We start from the raw sequence: 23,518 nt of genomic DNA, 5'->3' as shown, positions 1-23,518 counted from the left end.
GTACAGATGCTGATTCTTGTGTTGCCTGTTATGGCCTCATCGCTGGCAAGCCCGCGATAGCGGCCTAGAGAACGACCGTGCGATTGGCGTTCAAAAAAACCCTTCTTTCAATGTGATACCCAACAGCCCGGGCCAGGGTCAGGCCTTCGATGTCGCGGCCCTTGGCGATAAGGTCTTCGGGGTAATGACTGTGATCCACCGCCTCGACGCCCTGGGCGATGATCGGCCCCTCGTCCAGGTCGTTGTTGATGTAGTGCGCGGTGGCGCCCACCAGTTTCACGCCCTTGTTGTAGGCCTGGTGATACGGCTTGGCGCCCTTGAAGCCCGGCAGCAGCGAGTGGTGAATGTTGATCGCCTTGCCATCGAGCTTGCGGCACAGCTCCGGCGACAGCACCTGCATGTAGCGGGCGAGGATCACCAGTTCAGCGCCGGCCTCTTCGATCACCTGCCACACCTGCCGCTCCTGGGCCGGTTTGTCGTTGGGGTCGAGGGGGAAATGGTAGTAGGGAATCTGGTGCCAGTCGGCCAACGGCTTGAGGTCCGGGTGATTCGACACCACCGCCGCCACGTCCATCGACAACTGGCCGATGCGCTGGCGGTAGAGCAAATCGTTAAGGCAGTGATCGGCCTTGGAGACCATGATCACCACTTTTGGCCGGTAGTTCGGCGCGGTCAGCTCGAAGATCATGCCGAACGCCTGACCGCGTTCGGCGAGGCCGGCGCGGAAGGATTGCTCGTCAAAACCGTCGGGCTGACGGAACTCCACCCGAATGAAGAAACGGCCCGAGAGCCGGTCATCGAACGAATGGTGCTCGGTCACGTAGCAACCCTGCTCGAACAGAAAACGCGTCACCGCGTCCACGGTGCCGAGAACGCTGGGGCAGTCGGCGGTCAGAATCCATGTATCCGGGGCGCGGCTCATCGTTTTCTCCTGATCAGGCCTGAACGCTGAGGCCGTATTCGGCGGACGCATCCTGCAACCACAACCACCAGTAATCCGAGAAGCTGCGACGGATCAGCAGTTCCCAGGTGTCTTCGGCGGTATGGCGAATCATCAACTGCGACTTGGCGAACACCGTGCCGACAGCCTTGCCGACCGGGAAGTTGTTCGGGTGCACGTCGTAGCTGGTGGATTTCATCAGCACCTGACGCACGTTCGGGCCGCTCAGTTCGAGAATCTGCTGGCCGCCGCTGACATTGACGATTGCGATGTGCAGATCGCCCAGCGCTTCGCGCAGTTTCTGCTCGGCGGCGAACTCTTCACCGCTCGGCACGATCAGCAGCCACTCATCCGGGCCCATCCATTGCAGGCTGGTTTCACCTTTGACGATGACGCTCAGGGCGCCCGGCAACTCGATGCCCAGCGCCTTGTGCACACCGGCGGCGAACGCGGCATCGTGGCCGTCGCCGCGGATGGTCAGATGGCCGAGGAGTTTCTTTTCGCGCACGGTCACACCGGCGGTCTTGCGGCCCTTGCCGACCAGGCTGGCGAGGTCGGCGTGATGCAGCGACGACTCGGCCTTGGCCCCGGTGGTCGGGCGTTGTTGGTAAACGTTGGCTGCGGTCATAAAGCACCTATTCTTTTGTTTGATCGTTCCCACGCTCTGCGTGGGAATGCCGCCATGGACGCTCTGCGTCCGCTCTTGGGACGCGGAGCGTCCCGGGATGCATTCCCACGCAGACGGTTCGACGTGGGAACGATCAGTGTCAAATGTTCTGGCGATCGCCTTTCGGATCGAAGAACACCGAAGAAACGATTTCCGCCTCGATCACGCTGCCGTCCGCCAGCGGTGCGAACACCCGCTCGCCCATGCGCTTCAGACCGCCCTTCACCACGCCCATGGCAAACGAATAGCCGAGGGAGTTGTGCGCGTAGCTGGAGGTCACGTGGCCGACCATGGTCATCGGGATCGACTGCTTGGTGTTGAACACCAGCTGTGCACCTTCCGGCAGCCAGACGTTCGGATCGATCGGCTTCAGGCCCACCAGCTGCTTACGCTGGTCACGCACGCAGTCTTCACGGTTCATGCCGCGCTGGCCGATCCACGAGAACGGTTTGGTGCGACCGACGCACCAGCCCATGTTCAGGTCGTCCGGGGTCATCGAGCCGTCGGTGTCCTGGCCGACGATGATGAAGCCCTTCTCGGCCCGCAGCACGTGCATGGTTTCGGTGCCGTACGGGGTCAGGTTGTACTGCTTGCCCGCCTCGACGATTTTTTCCAGCACGCCCATCGCGTAATCGGCCTGGACGTTGACTTCGTACGACAGCTCACCGGTGAACGAGATACGGAACACCCGCGCCGGCACACCGCCGACCAGACCTTCCTTCCAGGTCATGAACGGGAACGCTTCGTTGGCCAGGTCGATGTCGGTCACGGCGCTGAGCAGCTTGCGGCTGTTCGGGCCGGACAGGGTCATGGTCGCCCAGTGGTCGGTGACGGAGGTGAAATACACCTTCAGGTCCGGCCATTCGGTCTGGTGGTACAGCTCCAGCCACTGCAGGACGCGAGCCGCGCCGCCGGTGGTGGTGGTCATGACGAAATGGTTGTCGGCCAGACACGCCGTCACCCCGTCGTCGAAGACCATGCCGTCTTCCTTGCACATCAGGCCGTAACGGGCCTTGCCCACGTCGAGCTTGGTCCAGGCGTTGGTGTACACGCGGTTGAGGAACTCGCGGGCGTCCGGGCCCTGGATGTCGATCTTGCCCAGGGTCGAAGCGTCCAGCAGACCGACGCTGTCGCGCACAGCCTTGCATTCGCGTTTGACGGCGGCATGCATGTCTTCGCCGTTTTTCGGGAAGTACCACGGACGTTTCCACTGGCCGACGTCTTCGAACTCGGCGCCGTTTTTCAGGTGCCATTGATGCAGTGCGGTGTAACGCACCGGTTCAAAGATGTGCCCGCAGTGACGGCCGGCTACCGCGCCGAAAGTGACCGGCGTGTAGTTCGGACGGAACATCGTGGTGCCCATCTGCGGGATGGTCACGTTCAGCGAGCGGGCGGCAATCGCCAGGCCGTTGACGTTGCCGAGCTTGCCCTGATCGGTGCCGAAGCCCAGCGCCGTGTAGCGTTTGACGTGCTCGACCGACTCGAAACCTTCGCGGGTCGCCAGTTCGATGGCGGCGGCGGTCACGTCGTTCTGCAGGTCGACGAATTGCTTCGGTGCCCGCGAAGTGCCCTTCTCGTGGGGCACCTGGAACAGCGCCAGGGTTGGTTCTTCGAGACGGCTCAGGGCTTTCGGCAACACGGCTTCAACGGCCTGGAAACCGGCTTCGGACGCAGCGCGCACGCCGCCTTCAAAACCGTCAGCCAGAGAATCGCCAAGACCGTAGACGCCATTGATGCCACCGACGCACACACGTTTCTGCGGTGCTTCGCCCGGTACGAAACCGAGGATGTCTTCGCGCCAGATCGGCTTGCCGCCGAGGTGCGACGCCAGGTGAACCACCGGGCTGTAACCGCCGGAGCTGGCGATCAGGTCGCAGTCGAGCCATTCGCCCGGGCTGGTGACCTTGTGGCCTTTGACATCGATCGCCGCCACGCGGGCAGCGGTCACGTGCTTGCTGCCACGGGCCTCGATCACGGCGCTGCCGGTGAGGATACGAATGCCTTTGGCGCGCGCTTCTTCGACCAATGCGCCACGCGGATTGCTGCGGGCGTCGGCGATGGCGACCACTTGCAGGCTGGCGTCGAGCCAGTCCAGCGCCACTCGGTAGGCGTGATCGTTGTTGGTCGACAGCACCAGTTTTTTGCCCGGTGCCACGCCATAACGGCGCACGTAAGTCGAGACTGCGCCAGCGAGCATGTTGCCCGGCACGTCGTTGTTGCCGTAGACCAGCGGACGCTCGTGAGCGCCGGTCGCCAGCACCACACGTTTGGCGCGGACGCGGTGGATGCGCTGACGCACCTGGCCGATCGGCGCGCGGTCACCGAGGTGATCGGTGAGGCGTTCGTGAATGGTCAGGAAGTTGTGGTCGTGGTAGCCGTTGACCGTGGCGCGCGGCAACAGCAGCACGTCCGGAGTGCTCTTCAATTCAGCGATGACGCCGGCCACCCATTCCATCGCCGGTTTGCCGTCGAGGCTTTCGCGGGAATCGAGCAGGCTGCCGCCGAACTCTTCCTGCTCGTCGGCGATGATCACCCGCGCACCGCTGCGCGCAGCCGCCAGTGCAGCGGCCAGACCGGCCGGGCCGGCGCCGACGATCAGCACGTCGCAGTGCTGGTTCATGTAGTCGTAGGTGTCCGGATCGACTTCGGTCGGCGAACGGCCCAGGCCGGCAGCCTTGCGAATGTACTTCTCGTAAGTCATCCAGAACGATTGCGGGTACATGAAGGTTTTGTAGTAGAAACCCGGCGGCATCAGCTTGCCGCCGACCTTGCCGAGAATCCCCATCATGTCGTTGTTGACGCTCGGCCAGCCGTTGGTGCTGGTGGCGACCAGGCCCTGGTACAACGCCTGTTGCGTGGCGCGCACGTTAGGGATCTGGGTGGCTTCGGTAGCACCGATCTGCAGCACCGCGTTCGGCTCTTCGGCACCGGCGGCGAAGATGCCGCGCGGACGCGAATACTTGAAGCTGCGGCCAATGATGTCGACGCCGTTGGCCAGCAGAGCTGCGGCCAGCGAGTCGCCTTCAAAACCTTTATAGGTCTGGCCGTTGAAGGTGAAGCTCAGCACTTTGTTGCGGTCGATCCGTCCACCGTTGGACAGGCGATTGGTCTGGCTCATACCTTCTCTCCCAGCGCCGTCGTGGCTGTTTTCGCAGTGTCAGCCTTGTCGGTGAATTGCGGCTTGGTGCCGATCTTGTAGGTTTCGAGAATCTCGTAGGTCACGGTGTCGCGGGTGACGTTGAAGTACTGGCGGCAACCGGCGACGTGATCCCACAACTCGTGGTGCAGACCGCGCGGGTTGTCGCGGAAGAACATGTAGTCGCCCCACTCCTCGTCGGTGCAGCTGTTCGGATCCAGCGGACGCGGGATGTGCGCCTGGCCGGATGCGTGGAATTCCTCTTCGGAGCGCAGTTCGCCGCAGTGAGGACAGAAGATATGCAACATGGGGATTTCTCCTGTTAGTGGGCGACAGCCGCAGCGCCGTGTTCGTCGATCAACGCACCGTTGTGGAAACGGTCGATGGAGAAAGGAGCGGCCAGCGGGTGCATTTCACCCTTGGCCAGACTCGCGGCAAACACGTTGCCCGAGCCAGGTGTGGCCTTGAAGCCACCGGTGCCCCAACCGCAGTTGAAGAACATGTTCGGTACCGGGGTTTTCGAAATGATCGGGCAGGCGTCCGGCGTGGTGTCGACGATGCCGCCCCACTGACGGTTCATGCGCACTCGCGACAGCACCGGGAACATCTCGACGATGGCCTGGATGGTGTGCTCGATCACCGGGTACGAACCGCGCTGGCCGTAGCCGTTGTAGCCGTCGATACCGGCGCCGATCACCAGGTCGCCCTTGTCGGACTGGCTGATGTAACCGTGCACGGCGTTGGACATGATCACGCTGTCGATGATCGGTTTGATCGGCTCTGACACCAGCGCCTGCAGCGGGTGGGATTCGATCGGCAGACGGAAACCGGCAAGCTTGGCCATGTGCCCGGAGTTACCGGCGGTGACCACGCCGACGCGTTTGGCGCCGATGAAGCCCTTGTTGGTTTCAACACCGATGCACACGCCGTTTTCCTTGCGGAAACCGATCACTTCGGTCTGCTGGATCAGGTCCACGCCCAAGGCGTCGGCGGCACGGGCAAAACCCCACGCCACGGCATCGTGACGGGCCACGCCACCGCGACGCTGAACGGTCGCGCCCATCACGGGGTAGCGGGTATTTTTCGAGCAATCGAGGTACGGGATTTCGTCCGCGACCTGCTTGGCGTTGAGCAGTTCGCCGTCGACGCCGTTGAGACGGTTGGCGCTGACCCGACGCTCGGAATCACGGATGTCCTGCAGGGTGTGACACAGGTTGTAGACGCCGCGCTGGGAGAACATCACGTTGTAGTTCAGGTCCTGAGACAGGCCTTCCCACAGTTTCATCGCGTGTTCGTACAGGTGAGCCGACTCGTCCCACAGGTAGTTGGAGCGAACGATGGTGGTGTTGCGCGCGGTGTTACCGCCACCCAACCAGCCCTTCTCGACCACGGCCACGTTGGTGATGCCGTGCTCTTTGGCCAGATAGTAGGCCGTCGCCAGACCGTGCCCGCCGCCGCCGACGATGACCACGTCGTAGACCTTTTTCGGGGTCGGCGTGCGCCACATGCGCTGCCAGTTTTCGTGGTGGCTGAGGGAGTGTTTGAAGAGGCCGAAGCCCGAATAGCGTTGCATAGTCATGTACTCCAGAACGCTCAGCGATAAACCGGGAAGTCAGCACACAGGGCCGAAACCTGCTGGGCGACGTTGGCCTCGACATCGGCATCGCCGAGGTTGTCGAGGATGTCGCAGATCCAGCCGGCCAGCGTCACGCACTGGGTCACCTTGAAGCCGCGAGTGGTCACCGCCGGAGTGCCGATGCGCAGGCCGGAGGTCACGAACGGCGACTGCGGGTCGTTCGGTACGGCGTTCTTGTTGACGGTGATGTGCGCGCGACCGAGGGCGGCGTCGGCGTCCTTACCGGTGAGGCCCTGACGGATCAGGCTGACCAGGAACAGGTGGTTGTCGGTGCCGCCGGACACTACATCGTAGCCACGTTTGATAAATACGCTCGCCATCGCCTGGGCGTTGTCGATCACTTGTTGCTGATAGGCCTTGAAGCCTGGCTCCAGCGCTTCTTTGAAGCAGACGGCTTTACCGGCGATAACGTGCATCAGCGGGCCGCCCTGGGCGCCGGGGAATACCGCCGCGTTGAGTTTCTTCTCGATTTCTTCGTTGGCCTTGGCCAGGATCAGGCCGCCACGGGGACCGCGCAGGGTCTTGTGGGTGGTGGTGGTGACCACGTCGGCGTACGGCAGCGGGTTCGGGTACAGACCGGCAGCCACCAGACCGGCGACGTGGGCCATGTCGACGAACAGCAGCGCACCGACCTTGTCGGCGATCTGACGGAAGCGCGGGAAGTCGAGGGTTTTCGAGTAGGCCGAGAAACCGGCGACGATCATTTTCGGCTTGCACTCGACAGCCAGCCGCTCGACTTCGTCGTAATCGATCAGGCCGGTTTTGGTGTCGATGCCGTACTGCACGGCGTTGTACAGCTTGCCCGAGGACGAGACCTTGGCGCCGTGGGTCAGGTGACCGCCGTGGGCCAGGCTCATGCCGAGGATGGTGTCGCCCGCTTGCAGCAGGGCCAGGTACACGGCGCTGTTGGCCGAGGAACCGGAGTGCGGCTGGACGTTGGCGTAATCGGCGCCGAACAGCTGCTTGGCGCGTTCGATGGCCAGCGCTTCGACCTTGTCGACGTGCTCGCAGCCACCGTAGTAGCGCTTGCCCGGATAGCCTTCGGCGTATTTGTTGGTCAGGCCGCTGCCTTGCGCTTGCATCACGCGTTTGCTGGTGTAGTTCTCCGACGCGATCAGCTCGATGTGATCTTCCTGACGTTGCTCCTCGGCATTCATCGCCGCCAGCAGTGCATCGTCGTAACCCTGGATCTGGTCTTGCTTGCTGAACATCGCGTCTCTCCCAGCGGCATCTGTGCGCCATTCGTCTCGGTAAGGCACGGCGTTCAGCCAATGCCCTTTGATGCGATGGTATGGCCGGCGCAGGGAGGTCAAATGCCTACGGACGCCACGCAAAGGTGCGTTTACGACATGGCAGGGACGACGGACTCAAACAAGCAGCTGGCGCAGGGCCAGAAGAACCACGAAATGCGCGGGATAGAGCGCATACGCCCAGCGCCGCATGGGTGGCGCGTGGAGGCAAGTGGCGTGTCGCAATAGGAACATTCCGAGCAGTGGCGCGATCAGGCAGGTCGCAATCCCGAGGATGGCGACCAGGTTACCGAACTGCGCGGATTCGTAGAGCACCCGCCATTGATTCGCCGCCAGACACACCAGCCCCGGCAGCAGGCTGAAATACCAGGGTTTGCGAAACACCAGCAACATCGCCAGCGGCAGCAGGACGCCGAACAGACCGAACATCAGTCGCTCCGGGAACAGCGCGGCCACCAGCAAAGCACTGACGCCCAGCAGTCGCGAAATCAGCGCTCGATCCTGCCAGCCCCGCGCCACCAGCAGGCCCAGCGCCAGGGTGGGCATTACGTTCAAGGTGTCGGGCTCGGGAATGTACAAGCGGTAGGGAATCTCGCTGAGCAGGCTGAACAGCAGCAACCAGCCCAGATAGCGCCACTCGGTCTTGCGCGCGCCGTCCCGCGCCAGATTTGCCGCCATCGCCAGACAGAACCAGGGGAACGCCAGCCGCCCCGGCACATACAGCCAATCGGCGCTGATCCCGACATATCGCAAGTGATCGAGCAGCATGCTCAGCAGCGCCAGCCACTTGAGCAGATCGAGTGCGCCGTCGCGCCGGCTCAGGTGCATAATCGGCTCGCATCCCTGTAATGTTCTGACAGCGACATCCCGTGTGCTCCCCGGATGATCTTCGGTACAGTGCGCACCATCATTGACCCCACGAAGCGCCACAAGCGCCTCGATCACGGAAGCCGGCCATGACCGACAAGAGCCAACAATTCGCCAGCGACAACTACTCCGGTATCTGCCCTGAAGCCTGGGCTGCCATGGAACAGGCCAACCACGGCCACCAGCGCGCCTATGGCGACGATGAATGGACAGCCCGCGCCTCGGATGATTTCCGCAAGCTGTTCGAGACCGACTGCGAAGTGTTCTTCGCCTTCAACGGCACCGCCGCCAACTCCCTCGCGCTGTCGTCGCTGTGCCAGAGTTACCACAGCGTGATCTGCTCGGAAACCGCCCACGTCGAAACCGACGAATGCGGCGCACCGGAATTTTTCTCCAACGGTTCGAAACTGCTGATCGCCGGTACTGAAAACGGCAAGATCACCCCGGCCTCGATCCGCGAAGTCGCCCTCAAGCGCCAGGACATCCACTACCCGAAACCGCGCGTCGTGACCCTGACCCAGGCCACCGAAGTCGGCAGCGTCTACACCCCGGAAGAAGTCCGCGCCATCAGCGACACCTGCAAGGAGCTGGGCCTGAACCTGCACATGGACGGCGCGCGTTTCTCCAACGCCTGCGCCTTCCTCGGCTGCTCGCCGGCGGACCTGACCTGGAAGGCCGGCGTCGACGTGCTGTGCTTCGGTGGCACGAAAAACGGCATGGCGGTGGGTGAGGCAATCCTGTTCTTCAACCACAAACTGGCCGAAGACTTCGACTACCGCTGCAAACAGGCCGGGCAACTGGCGTCGAAGATGCGCTTCCTGTCGGCGCCGTGGGTCGGCATCCTGGAAAACGACGCCTGGCTCAAATACGCCCGCCACGCCAACCACTGCGCGCAACTGCTGGCCGAACTGGTCAGCGACATCCCGGGCGTGGAACTGATGTTCCCGGTCCAGGCCAACGGCGTGTTCCTGCAGCTCTCAGAACCGGCGATTGCCGCCCTGACCGCCAGGAACTGGCGCTTCTACACCTTCATCGGCAAGGGCGGCGCCCGCTTCATGTGCTCGTGGGACACCGAAGAAGAACGCGTACGCGAACTGGCGCGCGACATCCGCGAAGTCATGTCGGCCTGATTTATCCCTTCCTCCCCCTTCTCCTGATCGTTCCCACGCTCCGCGTGGGAATGCATACCGGGACGCTCCGCGTTCCTGCCCCACCGCTGATGTAACGCCAGGCACCGTCATGACGCGGAGCGTCAATGGCTGCATTCCCACGCGGAGCGTGGGAACGATCAAAAGCTACAGATGACTTTTCCCACCGCCGCTACAGACTTCGCCTCTAGCGCGATCACTCCGACCACCCCACTCTGCTCGTCCCCCCGTCGAGGCGTCGAACCGTCCACGTGGGAATGCATCCGGGGACGCTCCGCGTTCCTCTCAGCAGCACCGCAAGATTCAAGGATGAATCCCATGGGCCGAAGCCGCTACACCATCACCGAATCTGAAAAGCCTCACTTCCTGACCTGCACGCTGGTGGAGTGGCTGCCACTGTTCGTCCGCCCTTACCTCGTCGACCACCTGCTCAACTGTTGGCGCTATCAACAATCCCACCAGCAACTGAAGCTCTACGGCTACGTGATCCTGGAAAACCACCTGCACTTCGTCGCCCAGGCGCCTGACCTGAGCAAATGCCTGAGCCAATTCAAATCCTTCACCGCCCGACAGATCATTGATGACCTGCAAAACAGGGGCGCCGAAAGAGCATTGAAGCGCCTTCGCTTCAGCAAACGGGCACACAAGGAAGATCGGGTGTATCAGATGTGGCAGGAAGGTGCTCACGCGGAGATGGTCTACAGCGAAGAAGTCATGCGCCAGAAACTCGATTACATCCATAACAACCCGGTAAAGCGTGGTTATGTGGAGTTACCGGAACACTGGCGGTATTCAAGCGCCCGAAACTATGCAGGGCTGGATGGGTTGATCGAGGTTCAGCGCTGGTACTGAAGCTCCCGGTATCCCACACGCAGATCGTTCCCACGCTCTGCGTGGGAATGCATACCGGGACGCTCCGCGTTCCTGCCGCACCACCGATGCAACGCCAGGCATCGTCATGACGCGGAGCGTCAAGGGCTGCATTCCCACGCGGAGCGTGGGAACGATCACCACTCAAAGCGACAACTGACTCTCTTACCGCCGCCACAGTCGCCTCCTGACGCTAGGTCACATCGACCTCCTTACCCTTCTCGTTCCCACGCTCCGCGTGGGAATGCATACCGGAACGCTCCGCGTTCCTGCCCCACCACTGATGCAACGCCAGGCATCGCCATGACGCGGAGCGTCAAAGGCTGCATTCCCACGCGGAGCATGGGAACGATCTGGCTCCCTATCGTTTCAGCTCCATCGTCTACATTGTCTGTCGAGCCATCGCTCACATAACAATAAGCAGGAGCATCCGCATGTCGCTGAAAGACAAAACCCTGTTCATCACTGGCGCCAGCCGTGGCATCGGGCGTGAGATTGCGCTGCGGGCCGCGCGGGACGGGGCCAATATCGTAATCGCGGCCAAGAGCGCCGAGCCGCACGCCAAGTTGCCCGGCACCATCCACAGTGTCGCCGCCGAAGTCGAAGCGGCCGGCGGCAAGGCTTTGGCGCTGCAACTGGATGTGCGTGATGAAGACGCGGTGCGTCAGGCGCTGGCCCAGGCCAATGAACATTTCGGCGGGATCGATGCGCTGGTGAACAACGCCGGGGCGATCAAGTTGACCGGTGTGCAGCACATCGAGCTCAAGCGTTTCGACCTGATGCACCAGATCAACACTCGCGCGGTTTTGCTGTGCAGCCAGGCGGCCCTGCCCTACCTGAAGAAATCCTCCGGGCACATTCTCAACCTGTCACCGCCGCTGAATCTGGCCAGCAAATGGTTCGCGCAATACAGCCCCTACACCGTGACCAAGTACGGCATGAGCATGCTGACGGTCGGGATGAGCGAGGAATTCGCCAACTACGGGATCAGCGTCAATTCGCTGTGGCCGCAGACCATGATCGCCACGGCGGCGATCGAATTTCAGCTGGGCAATCGCGAGTCGTTCAAGCATGCGCGCACGCCAGCGATCATGGCGGATGCGGCACATGTGATTCTGGACAGCAGCGGACGGCGAATTACCGGACGGTTGTTGATTGATGAGGAGATTTTGCGCGAAAGCGGTGTGACCGAATTCGATCATTACCGTTTTGAGCCGGGGAGTGATGCGAAGTTGATGACGGATTTGTTTGTGGATTGATCAGCAAGTCTGTGAAATCCCCCTCACCCTAGCCCTCTCCCAGAGGGAGAGGGAATCGACCGAGTTGTTTTGGCGAGCCACATCGACCTGCAAGACCTTATCGATTATGGATTCGGCAAAGAAGATTCAGGTCGGCGTATTCCTTGAACATCCCCCAATCAGCTCCCTCTCCCTCCGGGCGGTCCGACGTTTCGGGAGGGCTGGGGTGAGGGGGCTTTTGAAGAACCACTCAATATTCGATCCGAACATCCCCCTTCGGCACACTGCAGCAAGAAAGAATGTACCCCTCCGCCTCGTCGTCCTCGGTGATCCCGCCGTTGTGATCCATCTCCACTTCGCCACCCAGTTTGAGCACCTTGCACGTCCCGCAAATCCCCATGCCGCAGGCTTTCGGGATCATCAGGCCGACCTTGGCAGCCGCCGCATGCACGGTCTCGCCCGGCGCAACACGGATGCTCTTGTCCGAAGAGGTGAATTCCACCAGGTGCAGATCAGCCGCCGGGACTTCCGGTGCTTCCGCCGCCTGTTCGGCCTGCTCCACCGCATCGGCACGAGCTTCCGGCGGCGTGGCGCCGAAGGATTCCTCGTGATAGCGCTTCATGTCGTAGCCGGCGTTTTCCAGCAGGCGCTTGACCGCGGTCATGTACGGCGTCGGGCCGCAGCAGAAGACTTCGCGCTCGAGGAAGTCCGGCACCATCAGTTCCAGCATCTTATGGTTGAGGTAGCCGCGATAACCGGCCCACGGTTCGCCCAGTCCATGCTTCTCGCAGATCAGGTGCAGACTGAAGTTGTCGATCCGCGACGCCATGTGTTCCAGCTCGCGGTGGTAAATGATGTCTTTCGGCGAGCGGGCGCTGTGGATAAACGTCATGTCGACGTTGCCGTTGGTGTCGTAGAACCAGCGCGCCATCGACATCACCGGGGTGATGCCGACACCGCCGCTCAGGTACAGCACTTTCGGGCTCGGGAAGTCGATGGCGTTGAACAGCCCGACCGGCCCGTGCACCGCCAGCTCCTGGCCTTCATGCAGCGTGTCGTGCAGCCAGTTGGACACCTTGCCCCCCGGCACGCGCTTGATGGTTACCGAAAAGCTGTACGGCACCGACGGCGAGCTGGAGATGGTGTACGAACGCATGATCGGCTGGCCTTCGATTTCCAGCTCCAGGGTCACGAACTGCCCGGGCTTGAAGAAGAACAGGATCGGCTGGTCGGCCATGAAGCAGAAGGTACGCACATCCCAGGTTTCCTGGATGACTTTGACGCAACGGACGATGTGTCGGCCATTGGCCCAGGTCTGGGTGGTGACCGGATTCAGGAAGCTGTTCGACATGCTGTTCTCCACGGCCGACTGTCGGCCTTCATGTGGCGATTCTGCGTATAGCGCGAACGCCCCGTTTACCTATCCGCGACATTGACATACTTATCGCGACCAGCCCCCAACCACCGGGGGTTGCGCGTCGGGAACAGATTGCACCATGTCGCCCATGGATAAGGTTCCGGGCAGCGGCGGCCCCACACTCGCCCCAACACAAACAGATTCTTTACACCTTGCGTTGCACCCTTTAGCCGCACACCCGATCAGCCACTTTCGCGGCCACGCAGATGGCCTTGAGGAATTCATCGATGGACACCGCAAAAATCAGCCTGGGCGACCCGCTGGAACCCGCACGCAAGGCCACCGCACAAATGCTCCAGGAACGCGAGCGCACCTATTCGCTGCCGCAACCGTTCTACAGTGACGAGCGCCTGTTCGATATCGACATGCAGGAGATCTTCCAGAAAGAGTGGTTGATCGCCGGCATGACCTGCGAGATCCCGGCCAAGGGCAACTACATCACGCTGCAGATCGGCAAGAACCCGATCATCGTCATTCGCGGTGCCGAAGGCGTGGTGCACGCGTTCCACAACGTCTGCCGCCACCGTGGCTCGCGCCTGTGCACCAGCGACAAGGGCAAGGTCGCCAAACTGGTCTGCCATTACCACCAGTGGACGTATGAGCTGGACGGTCGCCTGCTGTTCGCCGGCACCGAGATGGGCGCCGACTTCGACATGAAGCAGTACGGCCTCAAACCGGTGAACGTGAAGACTGCCGGCGGCTACATCTTCATCAGTCTGGCGGAGAACCCGCCGGCCATCGATGACTTCCTGTCGACGCTGAACCACTACATGGAACCGTACGACATGGAAAACACCAAGGTGGCGGTGCAAACCACCTTGATGGAAAAGGCCAACTGGAAACTGGTGCTGGAAAACAACCGCGAGTGCTACCACTGCAACGGTTCGCACCCGGAACTGCTGAAAACCCTGCTGGAATGGGACGACGTCACCGACCCGCGCGCCGATCAGGCGTTCAAGGACCACGTCGCCGCCTCCGCCGCTGCCTGGGAAGCCGAGAAGATCCCTTACGCCCACGCCAGTTTCGGCCTGCGCAACCGTATCGTGCGCATGCCGCTGCTCAAGGGCACCGTGTCGATGACCATGGACGGTAAACAGGGCTGCGCCAAGCTGATGGGCCGGATCAAGAACCCGGACCTGGGCTCGATGCGCATCCTGCACCTGCCGCACTCGTGGAACCACTGCATGGGCGACCACATCATCGTGTTCACGGTGTGGCCGATCAGCGCTCAGGAAACCATGGTCACCACCAAATGGCTGGTGCACAAGGATGCGGTCGAAGGCGTGGATTACGACGTCGAACGCATGCGCCAGGTGTGGGACGCGACCAACGATCAGGACCGTCGTCTGGCCGAAGAGAACCAGCGCGGGATCAACTCCACCGCGTACCAGCCGGGGCCGTACTCCAAGACCTATGAATTCGGCGTAGTCAACTTCGTGGACTGGTACAGCGAGCGGATGCTGAGCAACCTCGGCGCCGAGCCTGCGCCGTACCTCAAAGGCGTGCCGGTCCAAGGCTAAAAAGCATCGCTGGCAAGTGACAGATCGTTCCCACGCTCTGCGTGGGAATGCAGCCCGGGACGCTCTGCGTCCCAAAAGCGGACGCAGAGCGTCCATTGAGGCGTTCCCACGCGGAGGGTGGGAACGATCATTGCGATGACCACCTTACCGATCCATCCTCCCCGATAAACTCCTCGAAAATCTCCTCCCCCACCAACCTGATCTTCGCGTACCCGTTCAACACCCGCAGCGGATAGTCCGGATCGTTGGCATCCTGCGTCTCCGAAAACAGCACCCGCGAATGCCCGTTCAGCTCGCTGGTGGTGCCGTAGGGAATCGCTCCATGCCCGGCACAGCGCGCGTGTAGCCCACCCTGCGGCGCATAGACGATGCCATTGTGCAGATGCCCCCAGTACCAGTAATCCGGCTCGCGCCCCAGTGCATCGCACACCGGTTGATACAGCGCGGTCTTGTTGTGCCCGGTGATGTCGAAGCCCTGATGGTGGCTGAGCACCATGAGCTTCTTGCGTTTGGGCAGGCTTTTCATCCACTCGATCTGCGGTTTGTTGAGTGTGCCGTCCATGTACAGGTTCATGACATCCGAGGCGTACGCGGTGTCCAGACCGACAATCAGCCAGTCGTCATTGATCAGCGCAAAGTAGCTGGTGCCCTGCTGCCCCGGAAAACGCGCGGCCAGCTCCTTGAAATAGCCGTGGGCGCCGCTGTACATCTCGTGATTGGAGTTGAGGGTGAACGAACCGTGGGTGCCCATCGGCCAGCCGGCCATGTCGGTGTCTTCCTGGGAGTGGGTGCCGGCGTAATAGACATCCCCCAGGTGAATGGTGAAATCGGCATTGGCCAATTGCATCTGGTTGGCCACCGACACCGCCGGCGCATGGCTGTTGAACGGCCCGGTGCCCCAGTCGCCGGCAATCGCCAGCGTCACTTCGCGATCCATTTTCACCAGTGCCGGATCGGTGCCGAAGGTCGCGTGATGGCGCAGGTTCTCGATCCACTTCAGCAGCGCCTCGCTCCACAGCAGATCCAGCAGCTCCCATTTGCGGCAGCCCAGCAGCGTGCCGTCCTTGAGCACCTTGGTCTGCAGTTGATCGGGCGATTGCGGCAACGGCGTCGCGTTGCCGATACGCAGGATCGACAGGCCGTGGGACAACTCCCACGGCACCGCCGGCTCGTCGGTCGGCAGCTCGCCGTGCTTGAGCACGTATTGCGCCTGATCGTGACCGCGCTGGAGCAACTTGATGATGGCTTGAAACTCCTGCGGCTCCAGCTCGCTGATGAGCTTCATCCAGGCCATTTCGATGCGCGTGAACAAGCCGTGCAGGCGCAGCTTGACCTTGTCGTATTCGTGTTTCAGATGACCAACCGCTGACATGGCGTAATCCTCTATCCGTAGGGGTTCACAGGGTTTTCATGAATTCGATCAGCGCACGCTTGTCGGCGTCCGACAGCGTCGTGCCGTACAGGTGACCGCTGTTGTGGTTGCCCTCCAGGCGCGTGTCGTAGGTGAAGTCCGCCGAGGCTTTGGCCTGGGCGCCACTGGTCACGAAGCCGACGTTGACCGGGTCGTAGACATCGGAGCCGGTGATGAACACCTGCGGGCGTTTTTCCGGCGGTTGCAGCAAGTCCCACAGGGTCGGCACCGAGCCGTTGTGCAGATACGGCGCGCGCAGCCAGATGCCGTCGGTGGGCGTGTTGCTGTAGCTCTGGGTCTTGCGGTAGGCACCGAAATCGAACGGCGGTTTCTTGAAGGTGTGGAACGCCGCCACCAGCCCGGTGGTGAACGAGTTCAGCCGGTGCGGATCGGTGCCGAGCTGGTCGATGTTGGTGGTGACCTGCCCGGTGTCGACGCGACCGAAATCGTGACAACCCGCGCAGTTAGCCTCCCACACCGGTTTGCCCTGAGCGACCTTGGCCTGATCCAGTGCCCACGGCCACGCCGGCGCCTTGTGCCCGAGCAGCCAGTTGGTCACCCGATTGAAGCTCGGCGGCAGCACCGACTCCGGCGTCGCGCCCACGGCCATCGCGGCGGCGTAGTTGCGCTCGTGGATCTTGTTGTTATTGCCGTCCCAGTGCAGGTACATCGATTCCCGGGGTTTCTGGTTCCACACTTGCGGCAGGTCGACGGTGCCGATGGTCGAGTCATCCGGGAAGCCGAACACCACCATCTTCGTCGGGTTGAAGGTGTCGGTACGCCCCGGTCCCTGTTGCGGGCGCAGCTTCTGCCAGGCGTAGGCCTGCTTCTGTTTGAGCAGCGCGGTCTTGGCCATCGGGATGATCAGGTAACGGTTGTAGATCTTCTCGAAGAAGCCGAGCTGGAACTTGCTGTTGATCGCCGCCATCACCGCGTCGGTGGTGAATTTCGGATCGCTGGCGCAATCGTAGGCGAACCACTGGAAGGCTTGCAGTTGCAGGGTGTTGGCCGGTGCGCTCGGCACATTCACCGCGACGTCGCTGGCATTCGCCCGGTAGGAACCGGTGTGGCACAGCGCGCAGTTCGGCTCGACGGTCGGGTAGCCGATCTGCCGCTTGGCCATGCCGATCGGCAGGTCCTTGCCGTTCTCGAACAGGAAACCGAAGACTTCCCAGCCACCGGGTTTCGGCAGCTTTTCCGGGCACATCTGCGGCAGCACCGAGAACAGGTAATACGGGATTCGCGCTTCGATGCCCAAGCCAATCGCGGCGTATTTGTAGTGGTCTTCGTCGGAGGCGTAATCCTGCTCCGGCACCACGCGCAGCATCTGATACCAGGTCTGGTAACCGATGAACGCCAGCAGCGCCACCACGACCAGCGTGCCGACCTTGAACCCGTGGCTCTGCCAGTGCCGCGCCCACGCCGCCCGCCATTCGCGCCAGCCGTCACAGAGCAGCGCCAAGGGTCGGTTTTCAGGGGGGGTGCCGAGGTACAGCAGGATGCCGAGGATCAGGAAAAAGCTCAGGTCGCCCATCAGCATCGGCACGAACACCGAACCCTGGCTGCTGGTGTTGATCAGGTAGATCCAGAACGCTACGGCGATCAGCCGCGTCAGCACGCACAACCAGGAATGCACCACGTAGCGCGGCGCGTTGAAGCCCGAAGGCATGTAGAACACGCTGATGCCGACCAGCAGCATCCCGGCGTTTTCCAGCCACGGGTCGGAGAGTTGCGGCGGCAGGCCGACCACCGATGTCAGCAACCCCGGCGCAAACAGCGCCGGGATCGCGAACACCATGTTCATCGCAATGCCGAGCCAGATGAAGCGTTGAAACCAGCGGATGTAGCTGTCCATATCAGTTCCCCAGATCGTTCCCCCGTCGAAGCGTCGAACCGTCCGCGGGGGAATGCATCTCGTGACGCTCCGCGTCACAAAAGCGGACGCAGAGCGTCCATGGCGGCGTTCCCACGCAGAGCGTGGGAACGATCGATACGATCGGGGGCTATCCGAGGGCTGTTTTCTCCAGGTGTTCAAGGATGATCGGGTACACATCGACCACCGCGTTCTTGCCGAACATGCAATCGATGTGGCCGTAACCCGGCACCACATGCCGGCTGTAGCGTTCCGGCCCGTGCTTCTCGCAAACCCGCTGATAGGTCTTGAGCGTGCTCTCCGGCAGATAACACTGGTTGTCGGCGCCGCTGATGAAGCAGATCGGCATGGTCAGCCGATCAAAGTGCGGCATGTACACGTCGTGCCCTTTGAAATCCACCAGATGCCCTTTGCGCACGATCAGCGCCAGGTGCTCGAAGGTCTCGATGTTCGACTCGCCGAACAGCTCGTGCAGATTGTCGTGCAGCGTCTCGTTGAGGGTGTCGTGGCGATACAGCGAGGCGTACATGAAGGTGATGCGGTGACACACCGGGTTGGTGCAATAGCCCTGGGCTTCGATCCGCGCGTAGCCGTTGAGCGCCTTGTCGTAGAGCCGGTTGAACCAGTTCTCCTTGCTGTCGGCGTAGGCAGTCATGGATTTGATGCCGATTGCGTCAAGCATCCCCGGCAAGTGCAGACCGGCCTTCAGCCCCGTTGCCGTCGCGACCACCGTGTCGGCGGCAATCTGTGAGCAGACCACCGAACGCACGCCCTGCAAACCGGCGAGCAGCGACATGAAGAAGGTCGTCGCGCCGTAGCAATGCACCACGCACTGCACGTCTTTGGCTTTGGTTTCCTGCTGGATCTGTGCGATGGCGGCCTTGAAGTCGTACTGGGCGATCTGGTCGCCGTTCCATTCTTTCTTGCTTGCCGGCAGCAGGATGCTCACCCGGAAATCCAGCAGCCACACGTCGTAGTCGTGCTTGCACAGAAATTCGAGCAGGTTGGTCTGGATCGTATCGGTGGAAAAGATATTCGAGCCCACCCCCAGACCATGCACCAGCATCACCGGTCCTTTGCTGCCGGCCTGATAACGGGTCAGGCGCAACTGCACGCCGTCTTCGGTGGAGAAGAAATGCACGGCAGGCGTCGGTGCATCCAGTGGCCGTTTCAGCCGTGGCGGCGCGTCGGGGTTGAAATATTTGTCACCGGCGAACACCCCGCCGTAACTCTCCCAGAGAATCCCGGCGAAGAACTTGCCGAACCGCGCCAGCCCTTCGATGCGCTCACGCTCGTTGCGCGCATTGAGGACTTTCATGGTGGTCATCTGCTTGGCGAAATCGGTCGGTTTGATGTGCATCACTCCGGAGCCGATCACCTCGCCGGTCTTGTCCGGCCCGCGATACAGCGTGACGTAGAGGGTGCTGGTGTCATGCCAGATATTCAGCACGCCGTTGTCTTCCGGCACGGTCTTGAAGGCACTGAAGAAGTAGTCGTTGCCGTCCTCGGCGGTCAGTTTCATGTCGTACTTCATGTGGCGCGTATCGACCTGCTGCTCGAACTGCTCGAACAGGTTGAACACACCGTTGCTGGCGGTCAGCGGTTCCGGCGACAGCGCCGGGGCGATCACCGTGCCGACGATGGTCGCGGCGTGTTCCGGCTCCTTGATCATCCGGTTGAGGTCGTTGGCGGTGATGGTCAGGGTGAAGTCGATCGGCGAGTTGTCCGCCTCGCCGCGTTTGGCGGCCGCCTCATAAACCTTCAGGTCGGTGCTTTGCGCGGCGGTGAAAGCGCGGGAGAAGTAGCCCTTCATGGTTTCGGTGAACTGCACGCCGAGGGTCGGCGGCGCGGTCTGTTTGCGCGGCGCCGACGGCAGCGTGTAGTCGATCGTCCAGCCTCGGTCTGCCGCCAGCAATCCCATGTTGCGCTCGCTCACGGCGGAAATGGTCAGCAGCGGATTGACCGCCAGTGACGTCGGGATCACCGCGCCGTCGGTCACGTACAGGTTGGCGTAGACATCGGTGCCACTGGCGCCGCTGAACACCTGGCCCTTGTGGTTGACCACGCCTTGTGCGGCGTCTTCGCCCATCACGCAACCACCCAGCGGATGCACCGAGACGATGCTGTGCTTGAGCAGTTTGGTCCAGATCGGATTCTCGACCCAGATCCCGCCCAGGGCTTTGGTGCTCTGATACAGCCGTTGGTTGCCGATCTTGAAGTTTTCCTGCTCGCCGACACCCGGCCAGTCGATGCGCAGTTGATCCTTGCTGTCGAGAACCATGCGTCCCTGGCCGCTGTCGTGGCTCATGATCAGGTACGTCTGCATGTTGTGCAGCGCGCCGTGATACGGGCCGCGCAGGAAGCTTTCGGCTTCGCGCTCCTTGTACTTCACCTTGCCACTGAAGCTGTCGTCGGTGGGCTTGCCGATCATTTCGGCGAACCCGGCCATCGCCGGCACCATCGGCCGGCCGAGCGCGCCGGGGATCGAGCCTTCCTCGATGACCATGCGACTGCTGCGGTCACCCTCGGTGCGCATGTCGATGATCGAGGTGATGCACGGGCCGACCGGTTGCAGTTCCTTGGCCGAATGCGGGCCGAAACCGATGCCGTTGATGGTCTGCTCACAGTTGTGGCCGAAGCCGAGGATGTCGCCGTTGCCGCTCATGTTCTCGCCGAGCTGGCCGGACATCGCCAGGCCTTTGTCCCGCGAACGCAGCAGAATTTCAGTGGAGCCGAGGGTGCCGGCGGACACCACGACGATGTCGGCCTTCACGAACAGCGTCGGCGCATCGAACTTCTCGCGGCCGCTATCGAGGTACTGGAAGTGCACGATCCAGCCATTGCCGTCGCGCTCCAGATGCCGCACCTGGGCCTGACAGAAAATCTCCGCGCCGTGATTGGTGGCGTCCGGCAGATAGTTCATCAGCGTGGTGTTCTTGGCCTTGTTGTTACAACCCGAAACGCAGTCGCCGCAGTGGTTGCACGGCAGTTGCTCGACGCCGACGTGGTTGAGGTTATTGGGCAGTTTGTCGAAGGTCACGTTGATCGGCGGCTTGTAGAAGTGCGCGCCTTGCTTGAGGAAATCTGCGGATTTTTTGTTGGCATCGAGTTTCGGCAGGTTCGGCGAGGTGCTCGGGTAGGGATTGGGTTTGAGCATCTCCCGGGCCTTTTGGTAACCCAACTGGAGCAAGCCGTCGTGGTCTTCGCGCACCGCCAATGGCCAGCGCGGATCCTGAAACACATCGACAGTCGGCTCCAGGGAAACGTTGGCATTGATCAGCGACGTGCCGCCGAGGCCACAACCGACCACCACGTTCTGCTGCGCGTTGACGTGCAGGTCGAACAACCCGGTGCGCGAGCCGATGTGGCCGTCCGGGTCGTGCACCTGCAATTCTTCGGTCGCGGCGATCATGGTGTTGGGGTATTCGCCGGGCTGGATTTCCCGGCCGCGTTCCAGCAGACAGACCCTTTTACCGGCCCTGGACAGGCGCGACGCGGCAATGCCGCCGCCGTACCCGGAGCCGATGACGATCACGTCGTAGTGTTCCTTGATGTCGCTGATGGGCGTTGCGATCCGTGTCATGAGGTGGTTCCTCTCTCAGGCAGATGGGGCAACTCTGCGGTTGCCTGCAATCAATGGGCGAACGGGCACCTGGCCTCCGGGAAATCCCGACGGCAGTACAGCGGTTTGGGCAGGAATCAGGCGCTACAGACGGGCGTGCTGATTGGCGGCACGACGCAACGTGCGCTTGCGCGGCGAAGGTGCCGGCAGAGCACGGAGCGTGCAGGGATTGGGGGGTAAGCGGTGTGGCTGGGTATCCATCACGCGTTCTCCCTGAACCAGATGTGGATAAGTGACAGCTGTCCTTGTGCCATTGCAGTGAAGACAGGCACCGGATCGAAGTCAAGGCGGGTTCTTAGAACTGTATGAAATCTGATCAATTGCCTTTTGGACTAAGCACGTCGGGGGTTTCAAGGTTTGGCAAACAAGTTATCCACATAGCCACCCACAGCTAATGGGGACAACTGTGGATGATCTGGAAAAATAGTCGCGGTTTTGTGAAGAAAAACCGTGACTTATCCAGAAGCAGGGTTTCCATTAGCGATTGACTGTTTTTTGATCAAATCGCTACATGGCAAGTATTACGTGGCTTGCAGAGGATGGCGAACACCTTATCCACAGAAGCGCCAACAGAGTTCGGGGGTAACTTGGCGGGTGCTGTGGAAAAGCGCTGGGGGCGTTGATAAATCGGGGTTTGCGTGGGGATTGGTGGGTTAAAAGATTGAATTGAACGTTTTTTGATCAGATCTTTGTAAGCCACGTTTTATATGGCTTGCAGCGGATAGCGAACATCTTATCCACAGAAGCGCCAACAGAGATTGGGGGCAAGTCTGGGAGTTGTTCTGGGGAAAAACTCAGAAAAAACCGCGAGTTAGGCTGGTTGTTTTTTGATCTGAGGGCTGGAGGGCTTGGTTTGTATGGGGTTGGGAGAGGGGCGAACATGTTATCCACAGAGTGGTTAACAGGGATTGTGTGTAAATTCTGAGGAGTGGATGGCTTGTGACCGCTGCCCTCACCCCAGCCCTCTCCCGGGGGGAGAGGGAGCCGACCGAGTTGCCCTTCTGAACTACATCGACCTGAAAGATCAATGTGTTCTCAGGCTTGGCCAAACCAAGGTCACCGCTGAAGTCGCAGGTCGATGTAAATAGCCAGCTCAACTCGGTCAGTCCCCTCTCCCTCCGGGAGAGGGCTAGGGTGAGGGGGCTTCTAGCGGACAACACCTTCTTCAATCAGCAACTTCAAAATCGCTTCAGCTCCGGCCTCAGCAGTCACACCCTTGAGCACCTGCCCCCCACCGCCACTGGCCTTGGCCGTCGCCGCCTTCATCCGGTCCGCCCCGCTCTTGGCCTTGATCACCTTCAACCGTTTCGGCCGAGGCTTGGCCGGTTGCAGGGTCGCCACCGCAAGCAATTCGTCGTCCACCACTTCCACATCTTCTGCCTGCAGAACGCCACGCCGCGCCGGGCCGTAAGCACTCTGCCGAGGCTTGGGCGCAGCGTTATCCACAGTCGCCAGAAACGGCAGGCGCACCTTCAACCGGCGCCGCTGCCCACGGGGCAACGCTTGCAGCACCAGCGCCGAGCCGTCGTTAATCGATTCGACCTGCGCCAGCCCCACCACCAACGGCCAGCCCAGTCCTTCGGCCAGCAGAAACGGCAGCATCCCCGAACCTTCTCCGGTTTCCGCCTGACTGCCGGTCAGTACGACTTGCGCGCCAGCATCACGCAGATAGTCGGTCAACGCCGGCAGCGCATCGGCGCCCGCCGGTTGTTCCAGCACATGCATCTGCGCAAGCCCCATGCCCAGATAGGCGCGCAGCGCCGGTTCCGCGATGTCGCCGGCGTGCAGCACTTGCAGATTGTCCCCCGCCAGTTGCAGGCCGAGTTCTACCGCGCGGGCGTCCTGATCGGCGCGGCGCGGGCGGCCGGAGGTCGGGTGGGCGCCGATTGAAACCAGACTGATGATCTTTGTGCTCATAACCGT

The 23,518-nt window shown here is 61.6% G+C and carries 16 protein-coding genes; 4 read left to right on the top strand and 12 right to left on the bottom strand.

The window, feature by feature from the left end; translation table 11 throughout:
• Window positions 1-64 precede the first annotated feature (64 nt).
• The 7 genes from purU to CAF80_RS12750 all read right to left on the bottom strand — a co-directional run bounded on the left by purU (window position 65) and on the right by CAF80_RS12750 (window position 8,457).
• Window positions 65-922 carry a formyltetrahydrofolate deformylase gene (purU, locus tag CAF80_RS12780; protein ID WP_007959808.1) on the bottom strand — a complete coding sequence of 286 codons (858 nt, stop codon included), beginning with the start codon at window positions 920-922 and terminating at the stop codon, window positions 65-67.
• A gap of 13 nt (window positions 923-935) precedes the next feature.
• Window positions 936-1,568 (bottom strand): sarcosine oxidase subunit gamma, encoded by a 633-nt coding sequence (locus tag CAF80_RS12775; protein ID WP_039768018.1) that lies wholly within the window; start codon window positions 1,566-1,568, stop codon window positions 936-938.
• A 139-nt stretch (window positions 1,569-1,707) separates the two neighbouring features.
• Window positions 1,708-4,725 (bottom strand): sarcosine oxidase subunit alpha, encoded by a 3,018-nt coding sequence (locus CAF80_RS12770; protein WP_074692149.1) that lies wholly within the window; start codon window positions 4,723-4,725, stop codon window positions 1,708-1,710.
• On the bottom strand, window positions 4,722-5,051 hold the full coding sequence (locus CAF80_RS12765) for a sarcosine oxidase subunit delta (protein WP_011336273.1): 330 nt from the start codon (window positions 5,049-5,051) through the stop codon (window positions 4,722-4,724). Before CAF80_RS12765 ends, CAF80_RS12770 begins: the two co-directional genes overlap by 4 nt.
• Window positions 5,052-5,065: 14 nt before the next feature.
• Window positions 5,066-6,316: a sarcosine oxidase subunit beta gene (locus CAF80_RS12760; RefSeq protein WP_003206307.1), complete on the bottom strand. Its 1,251-nt coding sequence runs from the start codon at window positions 6,314-6,316 to the stop codon at window positions 5,066-5,068.
• A gap of 20 nt (window positions 6,317-6,336) precedes the next feature.
• Window positions 6,337-7,590: a serine hydroxymethyltransferase gene (gene glyA / locus CAF80_RS12755; protein ID WP_011336274.1), complete on the bottom strand. Its 1,254-nt coding sequence runs from the start codon at window positions 7,588-7,590 to the stop codon at window positions 6,337-6,339.
• A gap of 156 nt (window positions 7,591-7,746) precedes the next feature.
• On the bottom strand, window positions 7,747-8,457 hold the full coding sequence (locus CAF80_RS12750) for a TraX family protein (protein ID WP_085667418.1): 711 nt from the start codon (window positions 8,455-8,457) through the stop codon (window positions 7,747-7,749).
• A 128-nt stretch (window positions 8,458-8,585) separates the two neighbouring features.
• On the opposite strand from CAF80_RS12750, the gene CAF80_RS12745 reads away from it, so the two are divergent.
• The 3 genes from CAF80_RS12745 to CAF80_RS12735 all read left to right on the top strand — a co-directional run bounded on the left by CAF80_RS12745 (window position 8,586) and on the right by CAF80_RS12735 (window position 11,773).
• Complete coding sequence (locus CAF80_RS12745) at window positions 8,586-9,626, top strand: low specificity L-threonine aldolase (protein WP_039768015.1); 1,041 nt, start codon at window positions 8,586-8,588, stop codon at window positions 9,624-9,626.
• A 336-nt stretch (window positions 9,627-9,962) separates the two neighbouring features.
• Entirely contained in the window at window positions 9,963-10,496 is a 534-nt protein-coding gene (locus tag CAF80_RS12740; RefSeq protein WP_085667417.1) for a transposase, read from the top strand.
• Window positions 10,497-10,948: 452 nt separating this feature from the next.
• On the top strand, window positions 10,949-11,773 hold the full coding sequence (locus CAF80_RS12735) for an NAD(P)-dependent oxidoreductase (RefSeq protein ID WP_039768013.1): 825 nt from the start codon (window positions 10,949-10,951) through the stop codon (window positions 11,771-11,773).
• Window positions 11,774-12,002: 229 nt separating this feature from the next.
• On the opposite strand, the gene gbcB is transcribed toward CAF80_RS12735, so the two are convergent.
• On the bottom strand, window positions 12,003-13,103 hold the full coding sequence (gene gbcB, locus CAF80_RS12730) for a glycine-betaine demethylase subunit GbcB (RefSeq protein WP_011336281.1): 1,101 nt from the start codon (window positions 13,101-13,103) through the stop codon (window positions 12,003-12,005).
• Between the two features lie 293 nt (window positions 13,104-13,396).
• Between gbcB and gbcA the strand changes: the two genes are divergently transcribed.
• Window positions 13,397-14,689 carry a glycine-betaine demethylase subunit GbcA gene (gbcA, locus tag CAF80_RS12720; protein ID WP_039768012.1) on the top strand — a complete coding sequence of 431 codons (1,293 nt, stop codon included), beginning with the start codon at window positions 13,397-13,399 and terminating at the stop codon, window positions 14,687-14,689.
• Window positions 14,690-14,816: 127 nt separating this feature from the next.
• Here gbcA and CAF80_RS12715 read toward each other — a convergent pair whose 3' ends face one another.
• The 4 genes from CAF80_RS12715 to CAF80_RS12700 all read right to left on the bottom strand — a co-directional run bounded on the left by CAF80_RS12715 (window position 14,817) and on the right by CAF80_RS12700 (window position 23,512).
• Window positions 14,817-16,061 carry a metallophosphoesterase gene (locus tag CAF80_RS12715; RefSeq protein WP_085667416.1) on the bottom strand — a complete coding sequence of 415 codons (1,245 nt, stop codon included), beginning with the start codon at window positions 16,059-16,061 and terminating at the stop codon, window positions 14,817-14,819.
• Between the two features lie 25 nt (window positions 16,062-16,086).
• Window positions 16,087-17,955, bottom strand: coding sequence for a hypothetical protein (locus CAF80_RS12710; RefSeq protein WP_085667415.1), 1,869 nt, complete (start codon window positions 17,953-17,955; stop codon window positions 16,087-16,089).
• A 148-nt stretch (window positions 17,956-18,103) separates the two neighbouring features.
• Complete coding sequence (locus CAF80_RS12705; RefSeq protein ID WP_085667414.1) at window positions 18,104-21,556, bottom strand: GMC family oxidoreductase N-terminal domain-containing protein; 3,453 nt, start codon at window positions 21,554-21,556, stop codon at window positions 18,104-18,106.
• 1,185 nt (window positions 21,557-22,741) lie between these two features.
• On the bottom strand, window positions 22,742-23,512 hold the full coding sequence (locus CAF80_RS12700; RefSeq protein ID WP_039768008.1) for an electron transfer flavoprotein subunit beta: 771 nt from the start codon (window positions 23,510-23,512) through the stop codon (window positions 22,742-22,744).
• Window positions 23,513-23,518 lie beyond the last annotated feature (6 nt).

Source organism: Pseudomonas sp. B34(2017) (assembly GCF_002112915.1).
Lineage (GTDB): Bacteria > Pseudomonadota > Gammaproteobacteria > Pseudomonadales > Pseudomonadaceae > Aquipseudomonas > Aquipseudomonas pharyngis.
This window is presented reverse-complemented; position numbering and strand designations above follow the sequence as displayed.